The sequence below is a fragment of the Variovorax sp. M-6 genome (genome assembly GCF_052114385.1).
Classification (GTDB): Bacteria; Pseudomonadota; Gammaproteobacteria; order Burkholderiales; family Burkholderiaceae_C; genus Variovorax.
In genome coordinates, this window is sequence record NZ_JBFREQ010000006.1 from 107,121 (window position 1) to 125,854 (window position 18,734).

Here is an 18,734-nt window from a genome sequence, read left to right on the forward strand (position 1 = left end):
GCGCAAGGTCACCGATGTCCGTTCTCCTGATTGCCGGCAGCCCTTCCGCGCCCTCGCGTTCGGCGGTGCTGCTCGATGCGGTGGCCGCGCGGCTCGCCGAGCGCCATGTGCCGGTCGAGCGGCTCGCGATCCGCGAACTCGCGGCGCATGCGCTGCTGCTCGGCGAGGCCTCGCACCCGTCGGTGCAGCACGCGGCCGACCAAGTGCGGCGTGCCGACGTGGTCGTGATCGCGACGCCGGTCTACAAGGCCGCCTACAGCGGCGTGCTCAAGGTCTTTCTCGACCTGCTGCCGCAGACCGCGCTCAAGGGAAAGACCGTGCTGCCGCTGGCCACCGGCGGCAGTCCTCACCACATGCTGGCGCTCGACTACGCGTTGCGCCCGGTGCTGCAGTCGCTGGCGGCGCGGCACATCCTGCCGGGCGTCTATGCGACCGACGGCCAGGTCACGCTGCAGCCCGAGGGTGCCTACCAGCTGCAGGCCGAGCTCGCGCAGCGGCTCGACGACGCGGTCGACACGCTCGCCAGCGAGGGGCTCAGGCTGCCGCCGGCCTGGGGCTTCGAGGCGATCGATTTCGCACGCGTGCGATGTAGCGTCTGAAGCGCCCGGCGTCTCTCGCGGCGCCTCCTCTCTCCAGAACCCCGTCCCCATCGAACTCGCCGCCCCGCGGCGCGGGACTTCCTTTGCCCGAAAGAAACGCATGCCGCCTGTTCTCACCGACGACTTCCACGATTCGCGCCCATTGCGCTGGATCCTGGCCGACCTCGCGATCAGCCTGCTGGTGGTGGCCGCGGTCGCGCTGATCACCGGCTCCCTCGCGGCCACCGCCGCGCCCCTGTAACTCCTGCCCTCCGAACGAAAGCAACACCACCATGACCTCGCATTCCTCGATCCGCCGACGACTGATCCAGGGCGCGGCCGCAGCCGTCGCTCTGCCGGCGTTCGCCGCCTTCGCCCAGGCCCCCGCGCGCACGCTGCGCATCGGCAACCAGAAGGGCAACCTGAGCCTGCTCAAGGGCCGCGGCACGCTCGAGAAACGCCTCGCGCCCTTGGGCGTCAGCGTCAAGTGGACCGAGTTCACCGCGGGCCCGGTGCAGCTCGAAGCGCTCAATGTCGGCTCGATCGACTTCGGCGACGTCGGCGAGGCGCCGCCGATCTTCGCGCAGGCCGCGGGCGCACCCCTGGCCTATGTGGCGGCGACCGTGCCGCGTCCGCAATCCGAAGCGGTGATCGTTCCGAAGGCCTCGACTCTGCAGTCGGTCAGGGACCTCAGGGGCAAGAAGGTCGCGCTCAACAAGGGCAGCAACGTCCACTACTTCCTGGTCAAGCTGCTCGAGAAGAACGGCCTCGCGTACGGCGACGTCAACGTCGTCTTCCTGCCGCCCGCGGATGCGCGCGCCGCTTTCGAGAAGGGCTCGATCGACGCCTGGGTGATCTGGGATCCGTTTCTCGCGGCGGCGCAGAAGACGCTCGACGCGAGGCTGCTTGCGGATGCGACCGGCGTGGTGGGCAACCGGGCCTTCTATTTCTCGTCGCTCGACTATGCCGGCAAGAACGCCGACGTGATCAAGGTCCTGATCGAGGAACTCGACAAGGTCGACCAGTGGGCCCAGGCCAACAAGGGGGCCTTCGCCGCCGAACTCGCGGCGCTGTGGGGCCTGCCGCAACCGGTGGTCGAGCTCTCGGTGTCGCGCACCCGCTTCGGCACCGGCCCGATCACCAAGGCGATCCTGGCCGAGCAGCAGCAGATCGCCGACACCTTTCTCGCGCTCGGGCTGATCCCCAAGAAGATCAACCTGCTCGACGCCGCCGCCGCTGGCGTTGCCTGAGACCTTGCGGGACAGACCAAGAACCTGCGCAGCAGTTTTTGCTCTGTCCTCAACTGAATAGAGAGTCCCATGCAAGTTTTCTGGTTCCTCCCCACCCACGGCGACAGCCGCTACCTCGGCACCACTGAGGGGGCACGCGCGGTCGACCTGGACTACCTCCAGCAGATCGCCGGCGCGGCCGACTCGCTCGGCTATGAAGGCGTGCTGATTCCGACCGGTCGTTCGTGCGAAGACCCCTGGGTCATCGCCTCGAGCCTGATCGGCGCGACCCGGCGGCTCAAGTTCCTGGTCGCGGTGCGTCCTGGGCTGCACCAGCCGAGCCTGGCCGCGCGCATGGCCGCGACCTTCGACCGGCTCTCGGGCGGGCGCCTGCTGGTGAACCTCGTGACCGGTGGAGACCAGGCCGAGCTCGAGGGCGATGGCGTGTTCTTAGGCCATGCCGCGCGCTACGAACAGTCGGCCGAGTTCATCCGCATCTGGCGCGAGATCATCGCGCGCAGCCACGACAGCCAGAGCTTCGACTACGAGGGCAAGCACCTGAGCGTGAAGGGCGCCAGGCTGCTGTTCCCGCCGATCCAGAAGCCCTATCCGCCGGTGTGGTTCGGCGGCTCGTCGGCCGCGGCGCACGACCTGGCGGCCGAGCAGGTCGATGCCTACCTCACATGGGGCGAACCGCCGGCCGAGGTGGCGAAGAAGATCGCCGATGTGCGAGAGCGCGCAAATCGCAAGGGCAGGGCGCTGAAGTTCGGCATCCGCCTGCACGTGATCGTGCGCGAGTCCGAGGACGAGGCGTGGCGCGCCGCCGAATCGCTGATCAGCCGGGTCGACGACCAGACCGTGATCCGCGCCCAGGCTGCTTTTGCGCGCATGGATTCGGAAGGCCAGCGCCGGATGGCCGCGCTGCATGCCGGCGGCGCCAAGCGAACGCGAGAAGAGCTCGAGATCAGCCCGAACCTGTGGGCCGGCGTCGGGCTGGTGCGCGGCGGCGCGGGCACCGCGCTGGTCGGCGATCCGAAGACCGTCGCGGCGCGCATCGAGGAATACGCATCGCTCGGAATCGACAACTTCATCCTCTCGGGCTACCCGCATCTGGAGGAGTCCTATCGCTTCGCCGAGCTGGTGTTCCCGCTGCTGCCGCGCAAGCAGCGTCCGGGCCTGCCGGGTCAGGTGCTGAGCGGGCCCTTCGGCGAAGTGGTCGCCAATCTCGATGCGCCTTCGCGGCTCGTCTCCCAGAGCTGAAGGACGCGCATGAATCAACAAGTGCAGGTCCTGCCCGTGGCCGCGCCCTCGCTGGATGCCGCCAGGGGCTTTGCCATCGGCGTCGCCCGGCGATTGCTGCCGTGGCTGGTGCCCGTCGCGCTGATCGCCGCCTGGCAGGCCGCGTCGTCGCTCGGCTGGCTCTCCACCCGCGTGCTGCCGGCGCCGATCGACGTGGTCAAGGCCGCGTGGCGGCTCACCGCCTCGGGCGAACTCTGGACCCACGTCAAGGTGAGTGCGGCACGGGCGCTGACCGGGCTGGTGATCGGCGGCGGACTCGGGCTCGCGCTGGGCCTGCTGACGGGATCGGTGAGATTCGCCGAGACCTTGCTCGACTCCACCCTGCAGATGGTGCGCAACATTCCCGCGCTGGCGCTGATCCCGCTGGTGATCCTGTGGTTCGGCATCGACGAATCGGCCAAGCTGTTCCTGATCGCGGTGTCGGTGTTCTTCCCGATCTACCTCAACACCTTCCACGGCATCCGCAATGTCGATCCGCAGCTGATCGAGATGGGCCGCACCTACGGCCTCACGCGCTGGCAGCTCTACAAGGAAGTGATCCTGCCGGGCGCGATGTCGTCGATCCTGGTCGGCCTGCGCTTCTCGCTGGGCCTCATGTGGGTGATCCTGATCGTGGCCGAGACCATCTCGGCGCAGTCGGGCATCGGCTACCTGACGATGAATGCACGGGAGTTCCTGCAGACCGACATCGTGCTGGTGGGCATCCTGCTCTATGCGCTGCTCGGCAAGCTGGCGGATCTCTTCGCGCGCGGTCTCGAACGCTGGTGGCTGCGCTGGCACCCGGCCTATGGAGCGACGAAATGAGCGCGCCGCTTCAGCAAACACACGCCGACGACGAGGGCGGCGTCCGCCTCGACATCCGATCCTTGAGCAAACGCTACGGCGAGCGTGAGGTGCTGCGCCACACGCAGCTCCACATCGAGCCCGGCCAGTTCGTCGCGATCGTGGGCCGCAGCGGTTGCGGCAAGAGCACCCTGCTGCGCCTGGTGGCCGGCCTCGAAGAGGCCACGGAGGGTTCGCTGCAGGTCGACGGCAAGGCCATCGACGGGCTGCACGACGCCACGCGGATCATGTTTCAGGAAGCGCGCCTGCTGCCATGGCGACGCGTGCTCGACAACGTCACGCTGGGCCTGCCCGGGGCGGGCCGGGCGCGCGGCGAGGAGGTGCTGGCGCAGGTGGGCCTGGCCGAGCGCCGCGACGAGTGGCCGGCACGTCTGTCGGGCGGCCAGCGCCAGCGCGTCGCGCTGGCCAGGGCGCTGGTGCACCAGCCGCGGCTGCTGCTGCTCGACGAGCCGCTGGGCGCGCTCGACGCGCTCACGCGCATCGAGATGCATCGCCTGATCGAGGGCCTGTGGCTGCGCCATCGCTTCACCGCGCTGCTGGTCACGCACGACGTGCAGGAGGCGGTGGCGCTGGCCGATCGCGTGATCCTGATCGAGGACGGGCGCATCGCGCTCGATGAACACATCGCGCTGGCGCGTCCTCGGTCGCAGGGCGACGCGGCCTTCGCGGCGATCGAGAAACGCATCCTCGACCGGGTGCTGCAGAAGCCCGCGGAGGCAGACCCCGAGCTGGCCAACGACACCCGTTGGACCGACGGGCCGGCGCATGTGCTGCGCTGGGCCGTGTGAGGCCGTTCATTCATTGTCGATCCATCCCATTTCCAACCCGAAGGAGTTTTCCATGTCCATCCAGGCCATCAACGTGCGCAACCAGTTCAAGGGCAAGGTGCGCGAAATCATCCGCGGCGACGTCGTCTCCGAAGTCGACGTCGAAACCGCGTGGGGCATCGTGACCTCGGTCATCACCACGCGCTCGGTCGACGAACTGCAGCTCAAGCCCGGCTCCGACGTCGTCGCGCTGGTGAAGTCGACGGAGGTGTCGATCGCCAAGCTTTGAGCTGGAGCGAGACCTCGAAGGCACCGCACAGGTTGCTTTCGAGGACGTCTGAACCTAATATCGCCGCTTCGCGGATCACCCACGGGTGTCCGCGTCACGCCTGAAGCCCGACGAGTCGATCGGGCAGCGGCAACAGGTCAGTCAAGGGAGTAGAGACAATGAATCAGAGCCCGAGTGGCGCACGCCACCGAATGCGTGCGCGCTTGCCGTCGTACGCGACGCAATGCGTGCCGGCCGCATCCATCGGCCTTCGCATGAACCAGCCTCGCTGCCGTCGTTGCGCCTCATTTCGCAGCCGCTGCGCGGCGCGCACCTCCACGCAATCAGCCTCTGGCGACGTCGACAGCTGATTCGCCATCGCCGAAGCGCGCGAGCGACTTCGGCCCCATTGCTTCATCTTCGGCTGAACACTCGGCGCGCCGCCGCATGCGAGCCAGGAGTTGCCGTTGGCGATTCGTGTCTAGTCTAAAAAGGGAGATCAAGAAATGAGCAGTACGCAAGACAAAGAACTGAAACAGGGATTGAATCGCCGCCACATCCTGTTCATCGCCCTGGGCTCGGCGATCGGCACCGGGCTCTTCTATGGCTCTGCCAAAGCCATTCAATTGGCAGGCCCTTCGGTCATGTTCGCCTACCTGCTGGCGGGCGCCGCGGTTTTCGTGGTGATGCGGGCGCTGGGTGAAATGATTCTCCACAAGCCGCTTCCCGGATCCTTCGGCGGCTATGCCAGTCACTACATGAATCCCCTGGCAGGCTTTCTGACAGGCTGGACCTACATCATCGAGATGGTTCTGGTCTGCATTGCGGACGTGATCGCGTTCTCGATCTACATGGGGCTGTGGTTCCCGGACGTTCCGCCGTGGATATGGTCCCTGGGCATCACGCTGATCATTGCCGGTCTGAACCTGTGCGCGGTGAAGGCGTTCGGCGAGATGGAGTTCTGGTTGTCGCTGATCAAGGTCGTCGCGATCTGCTCGATGATCGCCGGCGGTGCGTACATCATCTTCTTCGGCTTCACCTCCACCGATGCCGATGGCACCGCGGTCCGCAATGCCGCCACGGGAATCTCCAACCTGTGGGCGCACGGCGGCTGGTTCCCCCATGGCGTGCTGGGTTTCGTCTCGGCCTTCGCGGTGGTGATGTTCGCATTCGGCGGCATCGAGATCATCGGCCTGACCGCGGCCGAGGCGCAGGATCCCGAAAAGAGCATTCCGCGCGCGATCAACAGCGTGCCGTCGCGGATCCTGATCTTCTATGTCGGGACGATGTTCGTCTTGATGTCCGTCTACCCGTGGAACGAAATCACCGGTGCAAGCAGCCCGCTGGTGCAGATATTCGGCAGCATCGGCGTGTCCTCGGCGGCTCACGTCCTGAACGTGGTCGTGATCACCGCCGCGGTCTCGGCGATCAACAGCGATTTGTTCGGCGCCGCCCGCATGATGTATGGCCTGGCCAAACACAGGCATGCGCCCGACATGCTCGGAACCGTTTCGAGGGCCGGTGTGCCTGTCATCCCCGTGGTCGTGATGCTCGTGGCCATGCTGACCGGCGTGGTACTGCACAGGATCTATCCCGAAGGACTCTTCTTTGTCGTCGCGGCAATGGCAACCTTTGCGACCGTCTGGGTGTGGCTGATGATCCTGTTGTCCCACTACTGCATGCGCAGGAAGATGTCGAAGGAAGAGGCGAGGGCGCTGAAGTTTCCGGTGCCGTGGTGGCCCGTCGCGCCGATGGCCGCGATTGGCTTCCTGGTCTTCACGATCGTTCTGCTCGGCGTCAACGAAGCTTCCCGGCCCGCCCTGTATGGTGGCGTGGCGTGGATCGTCGGCCTGTCGATCGTCTATTTGAGATTCGTCAGGGGAAAAGAGATTCCTCTCACGACATTGGCAGAAGTGGGTGGAACAAAGGTGAGAAAGCAGTTCTGACCGCAAGAGACCCGCTCGTCGTGGGGTCTTGCGCGATGGTGCATCGTCGAGACCCCACGACCGGAGGAGTTCGCATGTCTATATTCGATGTCGGCGGCATCGTCAGCGCCTTGCACGGCGCGCGCGACGAATGGCGCGATTCGCAGCAGCGCTCGCGCGAGCCCGGCAGCCGCGAGTTTCCGTCGCGCGATGCGCTCGCGGCCATCGTCGAGTTGCTCAAGGGCGCGCTGTTTCCGATGCGGCTCGGCCCGCCCGACCTGCGCCATGACAGCGAGGACTTCTACGTCGGCTACACGCTGGATTCGGCGCTGAATTCGCTGCTGATCCAGGCCAGGCTGGAGCTTCGCTATACCGCGCGCCAACGGCCGCGTCCCGACGAGGATATCGACGCCCAGGCCACCGCCGCCGTGCGCGAGTTCGCTGCGGCCCTGCCGGGCATCCGGCGCCTGCTCGACGGCGATGTGATCGCCGCCTTCCAGGGCGATCCCGCGGCGCGCAGCGTCGATGAAGTGCTGCTTTGCTATCCGGGCATCCTCGCGATGATCCATCACCGTCTTGCGCACCAGCTCTACAGGCTCGGCCTGCCGCTGCTCGCGCGCATCGCGGCCGAACTCGCGCACAGCCAGACCGGCATCGACATCCATCCGGGCGCCAGCATCGACGCCGGCTTCTTCATCGACCACGGCACGGGCGTCGTGATCGGCGAGACCGCCGTGATCGGCAAGCGGGTGCGCATCTACCAGGCCGTCACGCTCGGCGCCAAGCGCTTCCCGGCCGACGTCGACGGCAATCTGCAGAAAGGTCTGCCGCGCCATCCGGTGGTCGAAGACGACGTCGTGATCTATGCCGGCGCGACCATCCTCGGCCGCGTCACGCTGGGCAAGGGCGCGACCATCGGCGGCAATGTCTGGATCACCGACGACGTGCCGACGGGGGCCAGCGTGTCGCAGGCCAGCCTGCAGAACGCGCCGCAGCGGCGCCGGCCCTGAGCTATCGTCCCATTCCCTCAACCCGTCCTCAAGGAGTCTTCATGAGCCAGAAAAAAATCGCCGTCGTCATCGGCAGCCTGCGCAAGGATTCGCTGAACCGCAAGCTCGCGCTCGCCATTGCGCATCTCGCGCCCGAGGATTTCACTTTCGAGCATGTGCGCATCGACGACCTGCCGCTGTACAACCAGGACGAAGACGGCAACCAGGCGCCTGCGGTCAAGCGACTGAAGACCGAGGTCGCCGCGGCGGACGGCCTGCTGTTCGTCACGCCCGAATACAACCGCTCGATTCCCGGCGTCCTCAAGAATGCACTCGACAACGCCTCGCGGCCCTACGGCCAGAGCGCCTGGGCCGGCAAGCCGGCGGGCGTGGTCGGCGTGTCGGTCGGCGCCGTCGGCACCGCCGTCGCGCAACAGCATCTGCGCGGCATCCTGGCCTACCTGGATGTGCCGACGCTCGGCCAGCCCGAGGTCTTCCTTCAGAACAAGGAAGGCCTGTTCGACGACAAGGGCCATATCGCCGAAGGCAGCAAGCAATTCCTGCAGGGCTGGGTCGACAAGTACGTAGCCTGGATCAAAACCCACACGGGGAAGTAAAAGGTGAAAAGGGGCGGACCGCTCGATGCGGACCGCCCCTTTTTTCATGCGGACGCGCGAGGCGTCCGATCCGGAATCAGGCCGCCAGAGTGGCCTGGTCCTGATTGGCCGCCTGGCCGATCGCCACCGCGATGTCGGCACGCGCGGCTTGCAGTGCCGCAGCCTTGGCCGCATCGCCCAAGCCCACACCTTCGGCGCGCACGAAGCGCACGTCGGTGATGCCGAAGAAGCCGAAGATCACCTTCAGGTAGCTCTCCTGGTGCTCCATCGCCTGGCCGCCTTCGCTGGTCGAGTACATGCCGCCGCGGCTCGAGGCCACGATCACGGTCTTGCCGGTCGCGAGGCCGACGGCGCCCTTGTCGGTGTACTTGAAGGTGCGGCCGGTCTGCGCCAGGCGGTCGATCCAGGCCTTGAGCTGGGTCGGCACCGTGAAGTTGTAGAGCGGGGCGCCGACAACGATCACGTCGGCCGCCAGGAACTGGCTCACCAGGCGTTCGGAGACTTCGTTTTCGCGACGCTGGGCTTCGGTGGGCTCGGCCTGGACGCCGACCTTGATGCCGAGCGCATCGGCGCTGAAATGGTTGGGGGTGTCCACCGCGAGGTCGAGGTACTCGACGGTCGTGTTCGGGTGGAGCTTGCGCCAGTCGGCCACCACTTCGGCGGTGAGTTGGCGGGAGACGGAATGGCCACCGAGGACGCTGGAATCGACGTGCAGGAGCTTCATGATCAATGCTTTCCTTGAAAGCGCCGGCACTGAAATCGGTCGGCGTTGGGAGTATTCTATTTTTGTGTCGAGTGGTTGATAAGTCTGTGAAAATGGCTTAGTTCGTTCCAAATATAGGACAGTGATCTCGTGCAAGACCTGAATGACATGGTGTTCTTCGCCGAAGTGGCCGAGCGCGGCGGCTTTGCAGCCGCCAGCCGGGCGCTCGGCATTCCCAAGTCCCGCCTGTCGCGACGGGTGGCCGAGCTCGAAGCCCAGCTCGGTGTCCAGCTGATGCAGCGCAGCACCCGGCGGCTGTCTTTGACGCCGGCGGGCGAGATCTACCTCAAGCATTGCGCCGCGATGCGCGACGCGGCGCAGGCGGCGTCCGAGGCGGTCGCGCAGATCCAGACCGAGCCGAGCGGCACGGTGCGCCTGAGTTGTCCGGTCACGCTAGCGCAAAGCAGCGTCGGTCCGCTGTTGCCCGAATTCCTGCGGCGCTATCCGCAGGTCCGGATCGAGATGCGCGTGCTGAACCGGCCGGTCGACCCGGTCGAGGAGGGCGTCGACCTCGCCTTGCGCGTGCGCCCGACGATCGAGGACAGCGCGACGCTGGTGGCCAAGAACTTCGGCGGCAGCCGCGGCATCCTGGTGGCGAGCCCCGATCTGATGCAGCGCCAGGGGCCCGTGGCAGCGCCGGCGGACCTGGCCAAGCTCGACACCGTCGCGATGTCGACCGGCGATGGCCGCGCCAGCTGGCGGCTCGAGGGGCCCCACGGCAAGGTGGTGGTCCACACCCACACGCCGCGCTACGTGGCCGACGATCTGCTGACGCTCAAGTTCGCGGTGGTTCAGGGAACCGGCGCCTCTGTGTTGCCCGACTACATGTGCCGCCGGGAAATCAACGCCGGCAAGCTGCTCGAGGTGCTGCCGGGCTGGGGGCCGGCGCCCGGGATCTGCCACGCCGTGTTCCCCGCCCGGCGCGCCCTGGTGCCGGCGGTGCGTCGCCTGATCGACTTCCTGGTCGAAAACCTCGATGGCGCCGAGCCGCACCACTGGGTGGAATGAGACGCTTATGTCCAAAAGCTCATATTCAAACAAGTAGATATTCGTTTGTCATTGAAGCGATGGTTTGCAGAATGGCCACCCCATCCAGCAAGAAACAACGAACATGGCCACCCTGCGACTCGGCGACACCGCCCCCAACTTCACCCAGGACTCCAGCGAAGGCGCGATCGACTTCCACCGGTGGGCCGGCGATTCGTGGGTGGTGCTGTTCTCCCATCCGGCGGACTTCACGCCGGTCTGCACCACCGAACTGGGCAAGACCGCGGCGCTGTCGGGCGAATTCGCCAAGCGCGGCGTGAAGCCGATCGCGATCAGCATCGATCCGGCGGACAAGCACAAGGAATGGATCGGCGACATCAACGAGACGCAGAACACCACGGTCAACTTCCCGATCCTGGCCGACCCCGACCGCAAGGTGGCGGACCTGTACGACATGATCCACCCGAACGCGTCGACCACCGCGACGGTGCGCAGCGTGTTCATCATCGACCCGAAGAAGACGATCCGCACCACCTTGACTTACCCGGCGAGCACCGGCCGCAATTTCGACGAGATCCTGCGCGTGATCGACTCGCTGCAGCTGACCGACAGCCACAAGGTGGCCACGCCCGTGAACTGGAAGGACGGCGACGATGTCGTCATCATCCCGAGCCTGCAGGACCCGGCCGAACTGGCCGAGCGCTTCCCGAAGGGCTTCAAGGCCGTGCGCCCGTACCTGCGCCTGACGCCGCAGCCGAACAAATAAGCCTGCTGCGTGACCAAGCCCACCATTGTCATCGTGCCGGGCTGGCGCGATTCCGGCCCCGGCCATTGGCAAAGCCTCTGGGCCGAGCGCATGCAGGGCGCCGTGCGCGTGGTCCAGGACGACTGGATCACGCCGAGCCGGGCCGCCTGGGTGGGCGCGCTCGAGCGGCTGGTGCTCGGGTGCCCGGGCCCGGTGGTGATCGCCGCCCACAGCCTCGGCTGCATCGCGACCACGCACTTGTCGGACGCGGCCGCAGCGCGCGTCGCCGGCGCACTGCTGGTGGCGCCGGCCGACCCCGAGCGGCGCGCCGCGCTGACCGATTTCGCCCCCGTGCCGTATGCCAGGCTGCCCTATCGCAGCATCCTCGTGGCGAGCAGCAACGACCCGTTCTGTCCGGTGCGGCTGGCGGGCGCCTATGCCCGGGCCTGGGGCAGCGAATTCGTTCGGATGCAGAATGCCGGCCACATCAACATCGAATCCGGGCACGGCGACTGGCCTCTGGGCCTGGCGCTGCTCCAATCGCTGACGGACGAGCCGACCGCGCTGATGGCCGCCCACCGAGATCTAGAACCTTTCGTGAACCTATGACTTCCAGAATCAAGACCCTCATCGGCACCCTGGTGCTCGCCGCCAGCGGCGTGGCCTCCGCGCAGACGTCGCTGCTCAACGCCTCCTACGACGTCGCGCGCGAGTTCTACAAGGACTACAACGCGGCCTTCGTGGCGAACTACAAGAAGACCACGGGCAAGGACGTCAAGATCGACCAGTCGCACGCCGGCTCCAGCGCCCTGGCGCGCTCGGTCGCCGACGGCCTGGATGCCGACGTGGTGACCATGAACACCTCGACCGACATCGACTTCCTGGCCAACGCCGGCGTGGTCGCCAAGGACTGGCCCAAGCGCTTCCCGTACAACGCATCGCCGACCACCTCGACCATGCTGTTCCTGACCCGCAACGGCAATCCGAAGGGCATCAAGGACTGGGACGACCTGATCAAGCCCGGCGTGCAGGTCGTGGTCGTGAACCCGAAGACCGGCGGCAACGGCCGCTACGCCTACCTGGCGGCCTGGGGCTACGTGAAGAAGAAGGGCGGCACCGACGCCCAGGCGGCCGAGTTCGTCGGCAAGCTGTTCAAGAACGTGCCGATCCTGGCCCGCGGCGGCCGCGACGCGACCACCGCCTTCCTGCAGCGCAACATCGGCGACGTGCTGATCACCTTCGAATCCGAAGTGCTGTCGATCGACCGCGAGTTCGGTTCGGGCAAGGTCGATGCGGTGTACCCCTCGATCAGCATCCTGGCCGAGAACCCGGTTGCGATCGTCGAACGCACGGTCAACAAGAAGGGCACCGGCGAACTGGCCAAGGCCTACCTCGACTACCTCTACTCGGATGAGGGCCAGGAAATCGCGGCGAAGCATGCGCTGCGTCCGCGTTCGGAAGCGGTGCTCAAGAAGAATGCGGCGACCTTCAAGCCGCTGCAGCTCTTCACGGTGCAGGAACTGTTCGGCAGCCTCGGCGAAGCGCAGAAGGTGCACTTCAACGACGGCGGGCAGTTCGACAAGCTGTACACGCCCGGCGCCAAATAATGAGCGCGGCGCAGAACCGCTTCAAGCGAGCGAACGCCCCCTCGGGGGGCAGCGATGACGCGCCAGCGCTGAGCGTGGGGGCACGATGAGCGGTGCTGCTACTTCGGCGCTGTCGTCCGCGGCAGCGCCGCCGGCGTCCGCGGGCGCGCGCGGCGTCTCGCGGCGCGTGCTGCCGGGCTTCCACATCACGCTCGGCTTCTCGGTGCTCTACCTGAGCCTGATCGTGCTGATCCCGCTGTCGGCGCTGGTGTTCAAGACCTTCGGCATGAGCTGGGATCAGTTCTGGGTGGCCGTGACCTCGCCGCGCGTGATGGCCTCGTACCGCCTGACTTTCGGCGCCTCGCTGATCGCGGCCCTGGTGAACCTGGTGTTCGGCCTGCTGGTGGCCTGGGTGCTGGTGCGCTACAAGTTTCCGGGCAAGCGGATCATCGATGCGCTGGTCGATCTGCCGTTCGCCCTGCCCACCGCCGTCGCGGGCATCTCGCTGACCGCGCTCCTGGCCGGCAACGGATGGATCGGCCAGTTCCTCGAGCCGCTGGGCATCAAGCTGGCCTTCACGCCCGCGGGCGTGGTGATCGCGCTGATCTTCATCGGGCTGCCGTTCGTGGTGCGCACGGTGCAGCCGGTGCTCGAAGACACCGAGAAGGAACTGGAAGAAGCAGCCACCAGCCTCGGCGCCACCCGGCTGCAGACCTTCACCAAGGTGATCCTGCCCTCGATCATGCCGGCGCTGCTCACCGGGTTCGCGATGGCCTTCGCGCGCGCGATCGGCGAATACGGCTCGGTGATCTTCATCGCCGGCAACATGCCGATGATCTCGGAGATCACGCCGCTCATCATCATCGGCAAGCTCGAGCAGTACGACTACGCGGGCGCCACCGCGGTCGCGCTGGTGATGCTGGTGCTCTCCTTCGTGCTGCTGCTGGTCATCAACGGGCTGCAGGGCTGGAAGCGGCGCCGCTCGGAGGCGACGCAATGAACTCGGCTTCGAAAGCCATCCGCCGCGTGCAGGCCGGCACCACCGAGTCGGCCTGGGTGCGCCGCACCCTGATCGGCGTCGCGCTGGCCTTCATGTTCCTGTTCCTGGTGCTGCCCCTGGCAGCGGTCGCGGCCGAGGCGCTGCGCAAGGGCTTCGGCGCCTATGTCGAGGCGCTGAAGGAACCCGACGCCTGGGCCGCGATCCGCCTGACCCTGCTGACGGCCGCGATCGCGGTGCCGATGAACCTGGTGTTCGGCGTTGCCGCGGCCTGGGCCATCGCCAAGTTCGAGTTCCGCGGCAAGGCCTTCCTCACGACCCTGGTCGATCTGCCGTTCGCGGTCTCGCCGGTGGTGGCGGGCCTGATCTACGTGCTGGTGTTCGGCGCCCAGGGCTGGTTCGGCCCCTGGCTGCAGGCGCACGACATCAAGATCATCTTCGCGGTGCCCGGCATCGTGCTGGCGACCGTGTTCGTGACCTTCCCGTTCATCGCCCGCGAGCTGATCCCGCTGATGCAGGCCCAGGGCACGGAAGAAGAGCAGGCCGCGATCGTGCTCGGCGCCACCGGCTGGCAGACCTTCTGGCGCGTGACGCTGCCCAACATCAAGTGGGGTCTGCTCTACGGCGTGATCCTGTGCAACGCACGCGCCATGGGCGAGTTCGGCGCGGTGTCGGTGGTGTCGGGCCATATCCGCGGCCAGACCAACACCATGCCGCTGCACGTCGAAGTGCTCTACAACGAGTACCAGTCGGTCGCCGCCTTCGCGGTGGCCTCGCTGCTGGCCATCCTGGCGCTCGTCACGCTGGTGATCAAGTCGGTCATCGAATGGCGCCACGAGCGCGAGATGAAGGCGATCGCCGAGCTGCCGCCCGAGCGGCCGACGCCCTGAAAGAGAAAGACCATGAGCATCGAAATCAGAAACGTCAGCAAGCAGTTCGGTGATTTCCACGCCTTGCGCGACGTCAGCCTGGATGTCGCCTCGGGCGAACTGGTAGCGCTGCTGGGGCCCTCGGGCTGCGGCAAGACCACGCTGCTGCGCATCATCGCGGGCCTGGAAACCGCCGGCGCGGGCAGCATCCTGTTCTCGGGCGAGGACACCACCGACGTCCATGTGCGCGAGCGGCAGGTCGGCTTCGTGTTCCAGCACTACGCGCTGTTTCGCCACATGACGGTGTTCGAGAACGTGGCCTTCGGCCTGCGGGTCAAGCCGCGCGGCCAGCGCCCGAGCGAAGCGCAGATCAAGTCGAAGGTGCACGAGCTGCTCAAGCTGGTGCAGCTCGACTGGCTGGCCGACCGCTATCCGGCGCAGCTGTCCGGCGGCCAGCGCCAGCGCATCGCGCTGGCCCGGGCGCTGGCGGTCGAGCCCAAGGTATTGCTGCTCGACGAGCCCTTCGGCGCGCTCGACGCCAAGGTGCGCAAGGAATTGCGCCGCTGGCTGCGCCGCCTGCACGACGAACTGCATGTCACCAGCATCTTCGTCACCCACGACCAGGAAGAGGCGCTCGAGGTGGCAGACCGCGTGGTGCTGATGAACAGCGGCCGCATCGAGCAGGTCGGCTCCCCGCAGGATGTGTGGGACCACCCGGCGAGTCCGTTCGTCTACGGCTTCCTGGGCGACGTCAACCTGTTCCACGGCCGCGCCCACGAGGGCGAAGTGCATGTCGAGGGAATCCGGCTCGACACCGCGGAGCAGCGCGGGCTGCGCGACGGCAAGGCGCTGGCCTACGTGCGGCCGCACGACCTGAGCGTCGAACGCTACGCGCCGGGCGCCAGCGGGATCGTCGCGACCTTGAGCCGCGCGATCGTGGTCGGACCGATCGCGCGCCTGGAACTAGAACCGGTCGAATCGAATCCAGATAATCCAGGGTCCGGAACCATCATCGAAGCGCAACTCCCTGCGCAACAGTTCCGGGACCTCGGCCTGCACGAGGGCGACAAGGTCGTCGCCACGCCGCGCAAGGCCCGTGTGTTCGTAGAGGATTGGGTTTCACCGTGATCGACTGGTATTTTGGTGCGCCGCGTCGCGCCCTGGCATTGATCTGCATCGCCTGCGTGGCGATGCTTGCCTTCGGCATGTACCTGCAGCATGTGGTCGGCCTCGAGCCGTGCCCGATGTGCATCGTGCAGCGCTACGCGCTGGTGCTGGTGGCGGTCTTTGCCGGCCTGGCGTCGGCCAGCAGCCGCAGGGGCCTGCAGGTCGTGGGCATCCTGCTGGGCCTGGTCATGGCCGTGGCCGGCGCCTACACGGCCGCGCGGCAGAGCTGGCTGCAATGGCATCCGCCGGAGGTGGTGTCCTGCGGACGCGACATCTACGGAATGATCGAGACTTTCCCGTTGCAGCGCGCGCTGCCGATGATCTTCCGCGGCGCCGGCGACTGCTCGCAGATAGACTGGACCTTTCTCGGGCTGTCGATCGCGAACTGGTCCTTCATCGCGTTCACGGGCTTCGCGTTGCTGCTGCTGATCCTGCTGTTTCGCCGCGGAACTCAGAGCGGCAGCGTGTCGAAGGCGGCGTAGGCGGTCGCCAGCCAGGTCTTGACGCGCTGGCGCTCGAGCAGCCCCAGCGCGTGCGCGCCGTTGCGGTCGTTGACGGCCTTCCAGAAACTGCTGTTGCGCGCATCGATCTTGCGCATGCTGGCGTCGTGCAGCCGGGGCAGGGCGATGACCCGGGCGCCGTTCGCGGTCGCCTTGCCGAGCGACTGCGATCCGAGCAACAGGCCGAAGTCGCTGCCGCGCCCATAGTTCTGCACCACGATGTAGTTCGGCCGGTTGCCGAAGGTGTCGACCAGCGTGCCCAGCAGGTCGCTCGAATCCTTGCCGTCGTCGAGCACGTGCCAGAAATTGACGGCCACGCCAAGTTCGGCGAAGACGTCGAACAGGTCGGACTCCTTGATCCAGCGCGACAGCGGGGCCAAGGTCTGGGCCGCGAGGTCGACGATCACGCTTTGCTGCGGGTTGGTTTCGAAGCCATTCACCACCGTGTCGAGCCCCTCGAAGCTGTCCACCACCACCGGCGAGGCGAATCCCTCGTAGAAACGGGTGAAAGAGGTGTGCGATCGATCGGTATCGAAGCCCACGAAGGGCCGGCTGTGGTCGATGAAGTACTGCGCCAGTACCCGTGCCGTGACCGACTTGCCGACCCCGCCCTTTTCGCCGCCGATGAAGTTGATGGAGCTCATGTGGTTCCTGCCAGAGTGGGATGAATTCTGCGAATCATTCTAGGGTTCGAGTCGAATGAGGCGCCGTGCCAGCCGAGTGGCGGAAGCCGATGGGGCCGCGTTTGCACATCTGAGTGAGCATTTGTCAAATATGCTCTGCAAGTTGGGCGTGAAGCTGGAATTCGTATCCATATTTGCGCAGCATGTTATGCATTAATATAAAATGGGAAGTATGTTCAACATGACGACCCTCGCCGCCATCGGCGCCTTCCTGCGCCAGGCGCGCAAGGATCGAGCCATGACCGCTTCGGAACTGGCCCTGCAGGCCGGCATTTCCCGAAACACCCTGGGCGCCCTCGAAGCGGGGCGCGGCAACGTCGAGCTGAACACCCTGCTGGCCCTGCTCAGGTGCCTGCAAATCGAGCTGCAGTTCGTGCCGCAGGCGGTGGCGGACCTGACGCGGTTCGGCGCCGACACCAAATCCACCGGCCTGCAGGACGAGGTGAGCAGCCTGATGCCGAAGCCGCCCCGGCGKGGCGCGTCATGAGCGCCGCCCGGCCGCCCGAAGGCGCTCGCACCGCAGTGCGAAGCACGGAGGTACGCCCATGAGCGTCGTGCGGTCCTTGCGCATCCGGCTCGGCACGACGGACGTCGGCTCGCTGTTCGGCCTCGACGACGGGCGGGTGTACTTCAGGTTCGACGACGACTATGCGAAGAACGCTGCGCGGCCGGTCCTGTCCCAGCTCTACGTGGTCGCGCCAGCGACCTCGGGCAGTGCCGAAAGGGTGGCCCAGGCCATTGCGGAGGCCGAGGCCGCCACGGTGGCGCAGTTGCTCGACCCGGCGCTGGACGTCAACCGTGGCGACGGCCAGTTCGGTCTCCCGCCCTTCTTCCAGAATCTGCTGCCCGAAGGCCCTCTGCGCAAACAGTTGATCGGCGACCTGGGCCTGGACGTGAACGACGAACTCGGCTTGCTCGCGGCTTGCGGTGGCGACCTGCCTGGCGATGTCCGGGCCGACGCCGAAACGCTCGACGAGCCCGCGCTGGGCCGGCTCATTGGCCAGAGCCGCGACAGCTACGAAATGAGTTCGGGCCAGGTTCCGACGCCCCAGCAGACCTCGATTTCGGGTGTCCAGCCCAAGGTGGCGCTGGTATTGGGAAGCCCGGGGCGCTACGTGATGCGGTCGAAGCATTCGGACCACAAGCACTTCATCGGCAAGCTGCCGACGGGCGAGTACGACAGCTTGCCCGAAGTGGAGTACAGCTCGCTGAAGCTGGCGGCGGCGGCGGGCGTCGACACCTGCGAATTCGCGCTGGAGCCGCTGTCTTCGATCGCCGACCAGCTGCCGTATGCCCTGCAGAAAGACGGCCGGAAGTTCCTGCTGGTTTCCCGCTTCGACCGCGATGTCCCGACCGAAACCCGGCGCCTGCACATGGAGGACTTCGCCCAGGTCACGGGCACGCCGTCGGAATACAAGTACCTGGGCACCTACGCGGCGATCGGGCTGCTGCTCAAGCGGCGCTCGGCCCGGGGCGAGGCCGATGTGGCCGAACTCCTGCGCCGCATCAAGGTTTCGGAGCTGCTCGGCAACTACGACGCGCATCTGAAGAACTTCAGCCTCGTCTACCCGACCGGGCAAGCCCGGCCCGAGCTGTCCCCCGCGTATGACATCGTCGCCTACGGCGTGTACTTCGCGGGCTCGGGGCATGGCCTGAAATTTTTCCCCGATCAACCGCCGCGCACGCTGCTGACGCCCAGGACGCTGCGCGAACTCGGCAACGTCTGGGACATTCCGGAGAAGCAGCTGAGCGAGGTTGTGACCCGTTGCATCGACCAGGCCATGGCGATCTGGCCCGGCCTGCTGAAGACGCTGCCGTTGACGGCGACGCATCGAAGCCGGCTCGCCGAGCACATCCTGGGCAATGCGAGCGTGGCAGCGTGGCGCAAGCGCCATCCCGATGCGCCCTGGTTCGACACCTGA

At 66.6% G+C, this 18,734-nt stretch carries 22 protein-coding genes; 20 read left to right on the forward strand and 2 right to left on the reverse strand.

Translation table 11 applies throughout. From position 1 onward, the window contains the following. The first annotated feature begins 14 nt into the window (after positions 1-14). The 10 genes from ssuE to AB4Z46_RS09240 all read left to right on the forward strand — a co-directional run bounded on the left by ssuE (position 15) and on the right by AB4Z46_RS09240 (position 8,515). A complete protein-coding gene (ssuE, locus tag AB4Z46_RS09195) occupies positions 15-599 on the forward strand; it encodes an NADPH-dependent FMN reductase (RefSeq protein ID WP_442283177.1) in 585 nt (194 codons plus the stop codon). Positions 600-699: 100 nt separating this feature from the next. After that, a complete protein-coding gene (locus tag AB4Z46_RS09200; RefSeq protein WP_442283178.1) occupies positions 700-840 on the forward strand; it encodes a hypothetical protein in 141 nt (46 codons plus the stop codon). A gap of 31 nt (positions 841-871) precedes the next feature. Then, positions 872-1,828: a sulfonate ABC transporter substrate-binding protein gene (locus AB4Z46_RS09205; protein ID WP_442283179.1), complete on the forward strand. Its 957-nt coding sequence runs from the start codon at positions 872-874 to the stop codon at positions 1,826-1,828. 69 nt (positions 1,829-1,897) lie between these two features. Then, positions 1,898-3,067, forward strand: coding sequence for an FMNH2-dependent alkanesulfonate monooxygenase (gene ssuD, locus AB4Z46_RS09210; protein ID WP_442283180.1), 1,170 nt, complete (start codon positions 1,898-1,900; stop codon positions 3,065-3,067). Positions 3,068-3,076: 9 nt separating this feature from the next. Further along, entirely contained in the window at positions 3,077-3,910 is an 834-nt protein-coding gene (ssuC, locus tag AB4Z46_RS09215) for an aliphatic sulfonate ABC transporter permease SsuC (protein ID WP_442283181.1), read from the forward strand. Continuing rightward, positions 3,907-4,737: an ATP-binding cassette domain-containing protein gene (locus AB4Z46_RS09220; RefSeq protein WP_442283182.1), complete on the forward strand. Its 831-nt coding sequence runs from the start codon at positions 3,907-3,909 to the stop codon at positions 4,735-4,737. The genes ssuC and AB4Z46_RS09220 overlap by 4 nt, the downstream gene beginning before the upstream one ends. Before the next feature lie 52 nt (positions 4,738-4,789). After that, positions 4,790-5,005 (forward strand): TOBE domain-containing protein, encoded by a 216-nt coding sequence (locus AB4Z46_RS09225; protein ID WP_028250350.1) that lies wholly within the window; start codon positions 4,790-4,792, stop codon positions 5,003-5,005. Positions 5,006-5,490: 485 nt separating this feature from the next. Continuing rightward, on the forward strand, positions 5,491-6,930 hold the full coding sequence (locus AB4Z46_RS09230) for an amino acid permease (protein WP_442283183.1): 1,440 nt from the start codon (positions 5,491-5,493) through the stop codon (positions 6,928-6,930). Between the two features lie 74 nt (positions 6,931-7,004). Further along, positions 7,005-7,919 carry a serine O-acetyltransferase EpsC gene (gene epsC, locus AB4Z46_RS09235; RefSeq protein ID WP_442283184.1) on the forward strand — a complete coding sequence of 305 codons (915 nt, stop codon included), beginning with the start codon at positions 7,005-7,007 and terminating at the stop codon, positions 7,917-7,919. A gap of 41 nt (positions 7,920-7,960) precedes the next feature. Next, positions 7,961-8,515 (forward strand): NADPH-dependent FMN reductase, encoded by a 555-nt coding sequence (locus AB4Z46_RS09240; protein ID WP_442283185.1) that lies wholly within the window; start codon positions 7,961-7,963, stop codon positions 8,513-8,515. 76 nt (positions 8,516-8,591) lie between these two features. On the opposite strand, the gene AB4Z46_RS09245 is transcribed toward AB4Z46_RS09240, so the two are convergent. Beyond that, positions 8,592-9,239, reverse strand: coding sequence for an FMN-dependent NADH-azoreductase (locus tag AB4Z46_RS09245; RefSeq protein WP_442283186.1), 648 nt, complete (start codon positions 9,237-9,239; stop codon positions 8,592-8,594). 129 nt (positions 9,240-9,368) lie between these two features. Between AB4Z46_RS09245 and AB4Z46_RS09250 the strand changes: the two genes are divergently transcribed. The 8 genes from AB4Z46_RS09250 to AB4Z46_RS09285 all read left to right on the forward strand — a co-directional run bounded on the left by AB4Z46_RS09250 (position 9,369) and on the right by AB4Z46_RS09285 (position 16,111). Beyond that, on the forward strand, positions 9,369-10,286 hold the full coding sequence (locus AB4Z46_RS09250; RefSeq protein ID WP_442283187.1) for a LysR family transcriptional regulator: 918 nt from the start codon (positions 9,369-9,371) through the stop codon (positions 10,284-10,286). Positions 10,287-10,389: 103 nt separating this feature from the next. Next, positions 10,390-11,031: a peroxiredoxin gene (locus tag AB4Z46_RS09255; RefSeq protein ID WP_442283188.1), complete on the forward strand. Its 642-nt coding sequence runs from the start codon at positions 10,390-10,392 to the stop codon at positions 11,029-11,031. A 9-nt stretch (positions 11,032-11,040) separates the two neighbouring features. Beyond that, entirely contained in the window at positions 11,041-11,619 is a 579-nt protein-coding gene (locus tag AB4Z46_RS09260; RefSeq protein ID WP_442283189.1) for an RBBP9/YdeN family alpha/beta hydrolase, read from the forward strand. Then, positions 11,616-12,617, forward strand: coding sequence for a sulfate ABC transporter substrate-binding protein (locus tag AB4Z46_RS09265; protein WP_442283190.1), 1,002 nt, complete (start codon positions 11,616-11,618; stop codon positions 12,615-12,617). The genes AB4Z46_RS09260 and AB4Z46_RS09265 overlap by 4 nt, the downstream gene beginning before the upstream one ends. Before the next feature lie 85 nt (positions 12,618-12,702). Further along, positions 12,703-13,596 (forward strand): sulfate ABC transporter permease subunit CysT, encoded by an 894-nt coding sequence (gene cysT / locus AB4Z46_RS09270; protein ID WP_442283191.1) that lies wholly within the window; start codon positions 12,703-12,705, stop codon positions 13,594-13,596. Then, a complete protein-coding gene (cysW, locus tag AB4Z46_RS09275; RefSeq protein ID WP_442283192.1) occupies positions 13,593-14,483 on the forward strand; it encodes a sulfate ABC transporter permease subunit CysW in 891 nt (296 codons plus the stop codon). The genes cysT and cysW overlap by 4 nt, the downstream gene beginning before the upstream one ends. Before the next feature lie 12 nt (positions 14,484-14,495). Further along, on the forward strand, positions 14,496-15,590 hold the full coding sequence (locus AB4Z46_RS09280; RefSeq protein WP_442283193.1) for a sulfate/molybdate ABC transporter ATP-binding protein: 1,095 nt from the start codon (positions 14,496-14,498) through the stop codon (positions 15,588-15,590). After that, entirely contained in the window at positions 15,587-16,111 is a 525-nt protein-coding gene (locus AB4Z46_RS09285; protein ID WP_442283194.1) for a disulfide bond formation protein B, read from the forward strand. The genes AB4Z46_RS09280 and AB4Z46_RS09285 overlap by 4 nt, the downstream gene beginning before the upstream one ends. Here AB4Z46_RS09285 and AB4Z46_RS09290 read toward each other — a convergent pair. Beyond that, a complete protein-coding gene (locus tag AB4Z46_RS09290; protein WP_442283195.1) occupies positions 16,081-16,773 on the reverse strand; it encodes a mobilization protein in 693 nt (230 codons plus the stop codon). The two genes, AB4Z46_RS09285 and AB4Z46_RS09290, sit on opposite strands and share 31 nt — an antisense overlap. A 220-nt stretch (positions 16,774-16,993) precedes the next feature. On the opposite strand from AB4Z46_RS09290, the gene AB4Z46_RS09295 reads away from it, so the two are divergent. Then, complete coding sequence (locus AB4Z46_RS09295; RefSeq protein WP_442283196.1) at positions 16,994-17,299, forward strand: helix-turn-helix domain-containing protein; 306 nt, start codon at positions 16,994-16,996, stop codon at positions 17,297-17,299. A 58-nt stretch (positions 17,300-17,357) separates the two neighbouring features. Next, positions 17,358-18,734, forward strand: coding sequence for a type II toxin-antitoxin system HipA family toxin (locus AB4Z46_RS09300; protein ID WP_442283197.1), 1,377 nt, complete (start codon positions 17,358-17,360; stop codon positions 18,732-18,734).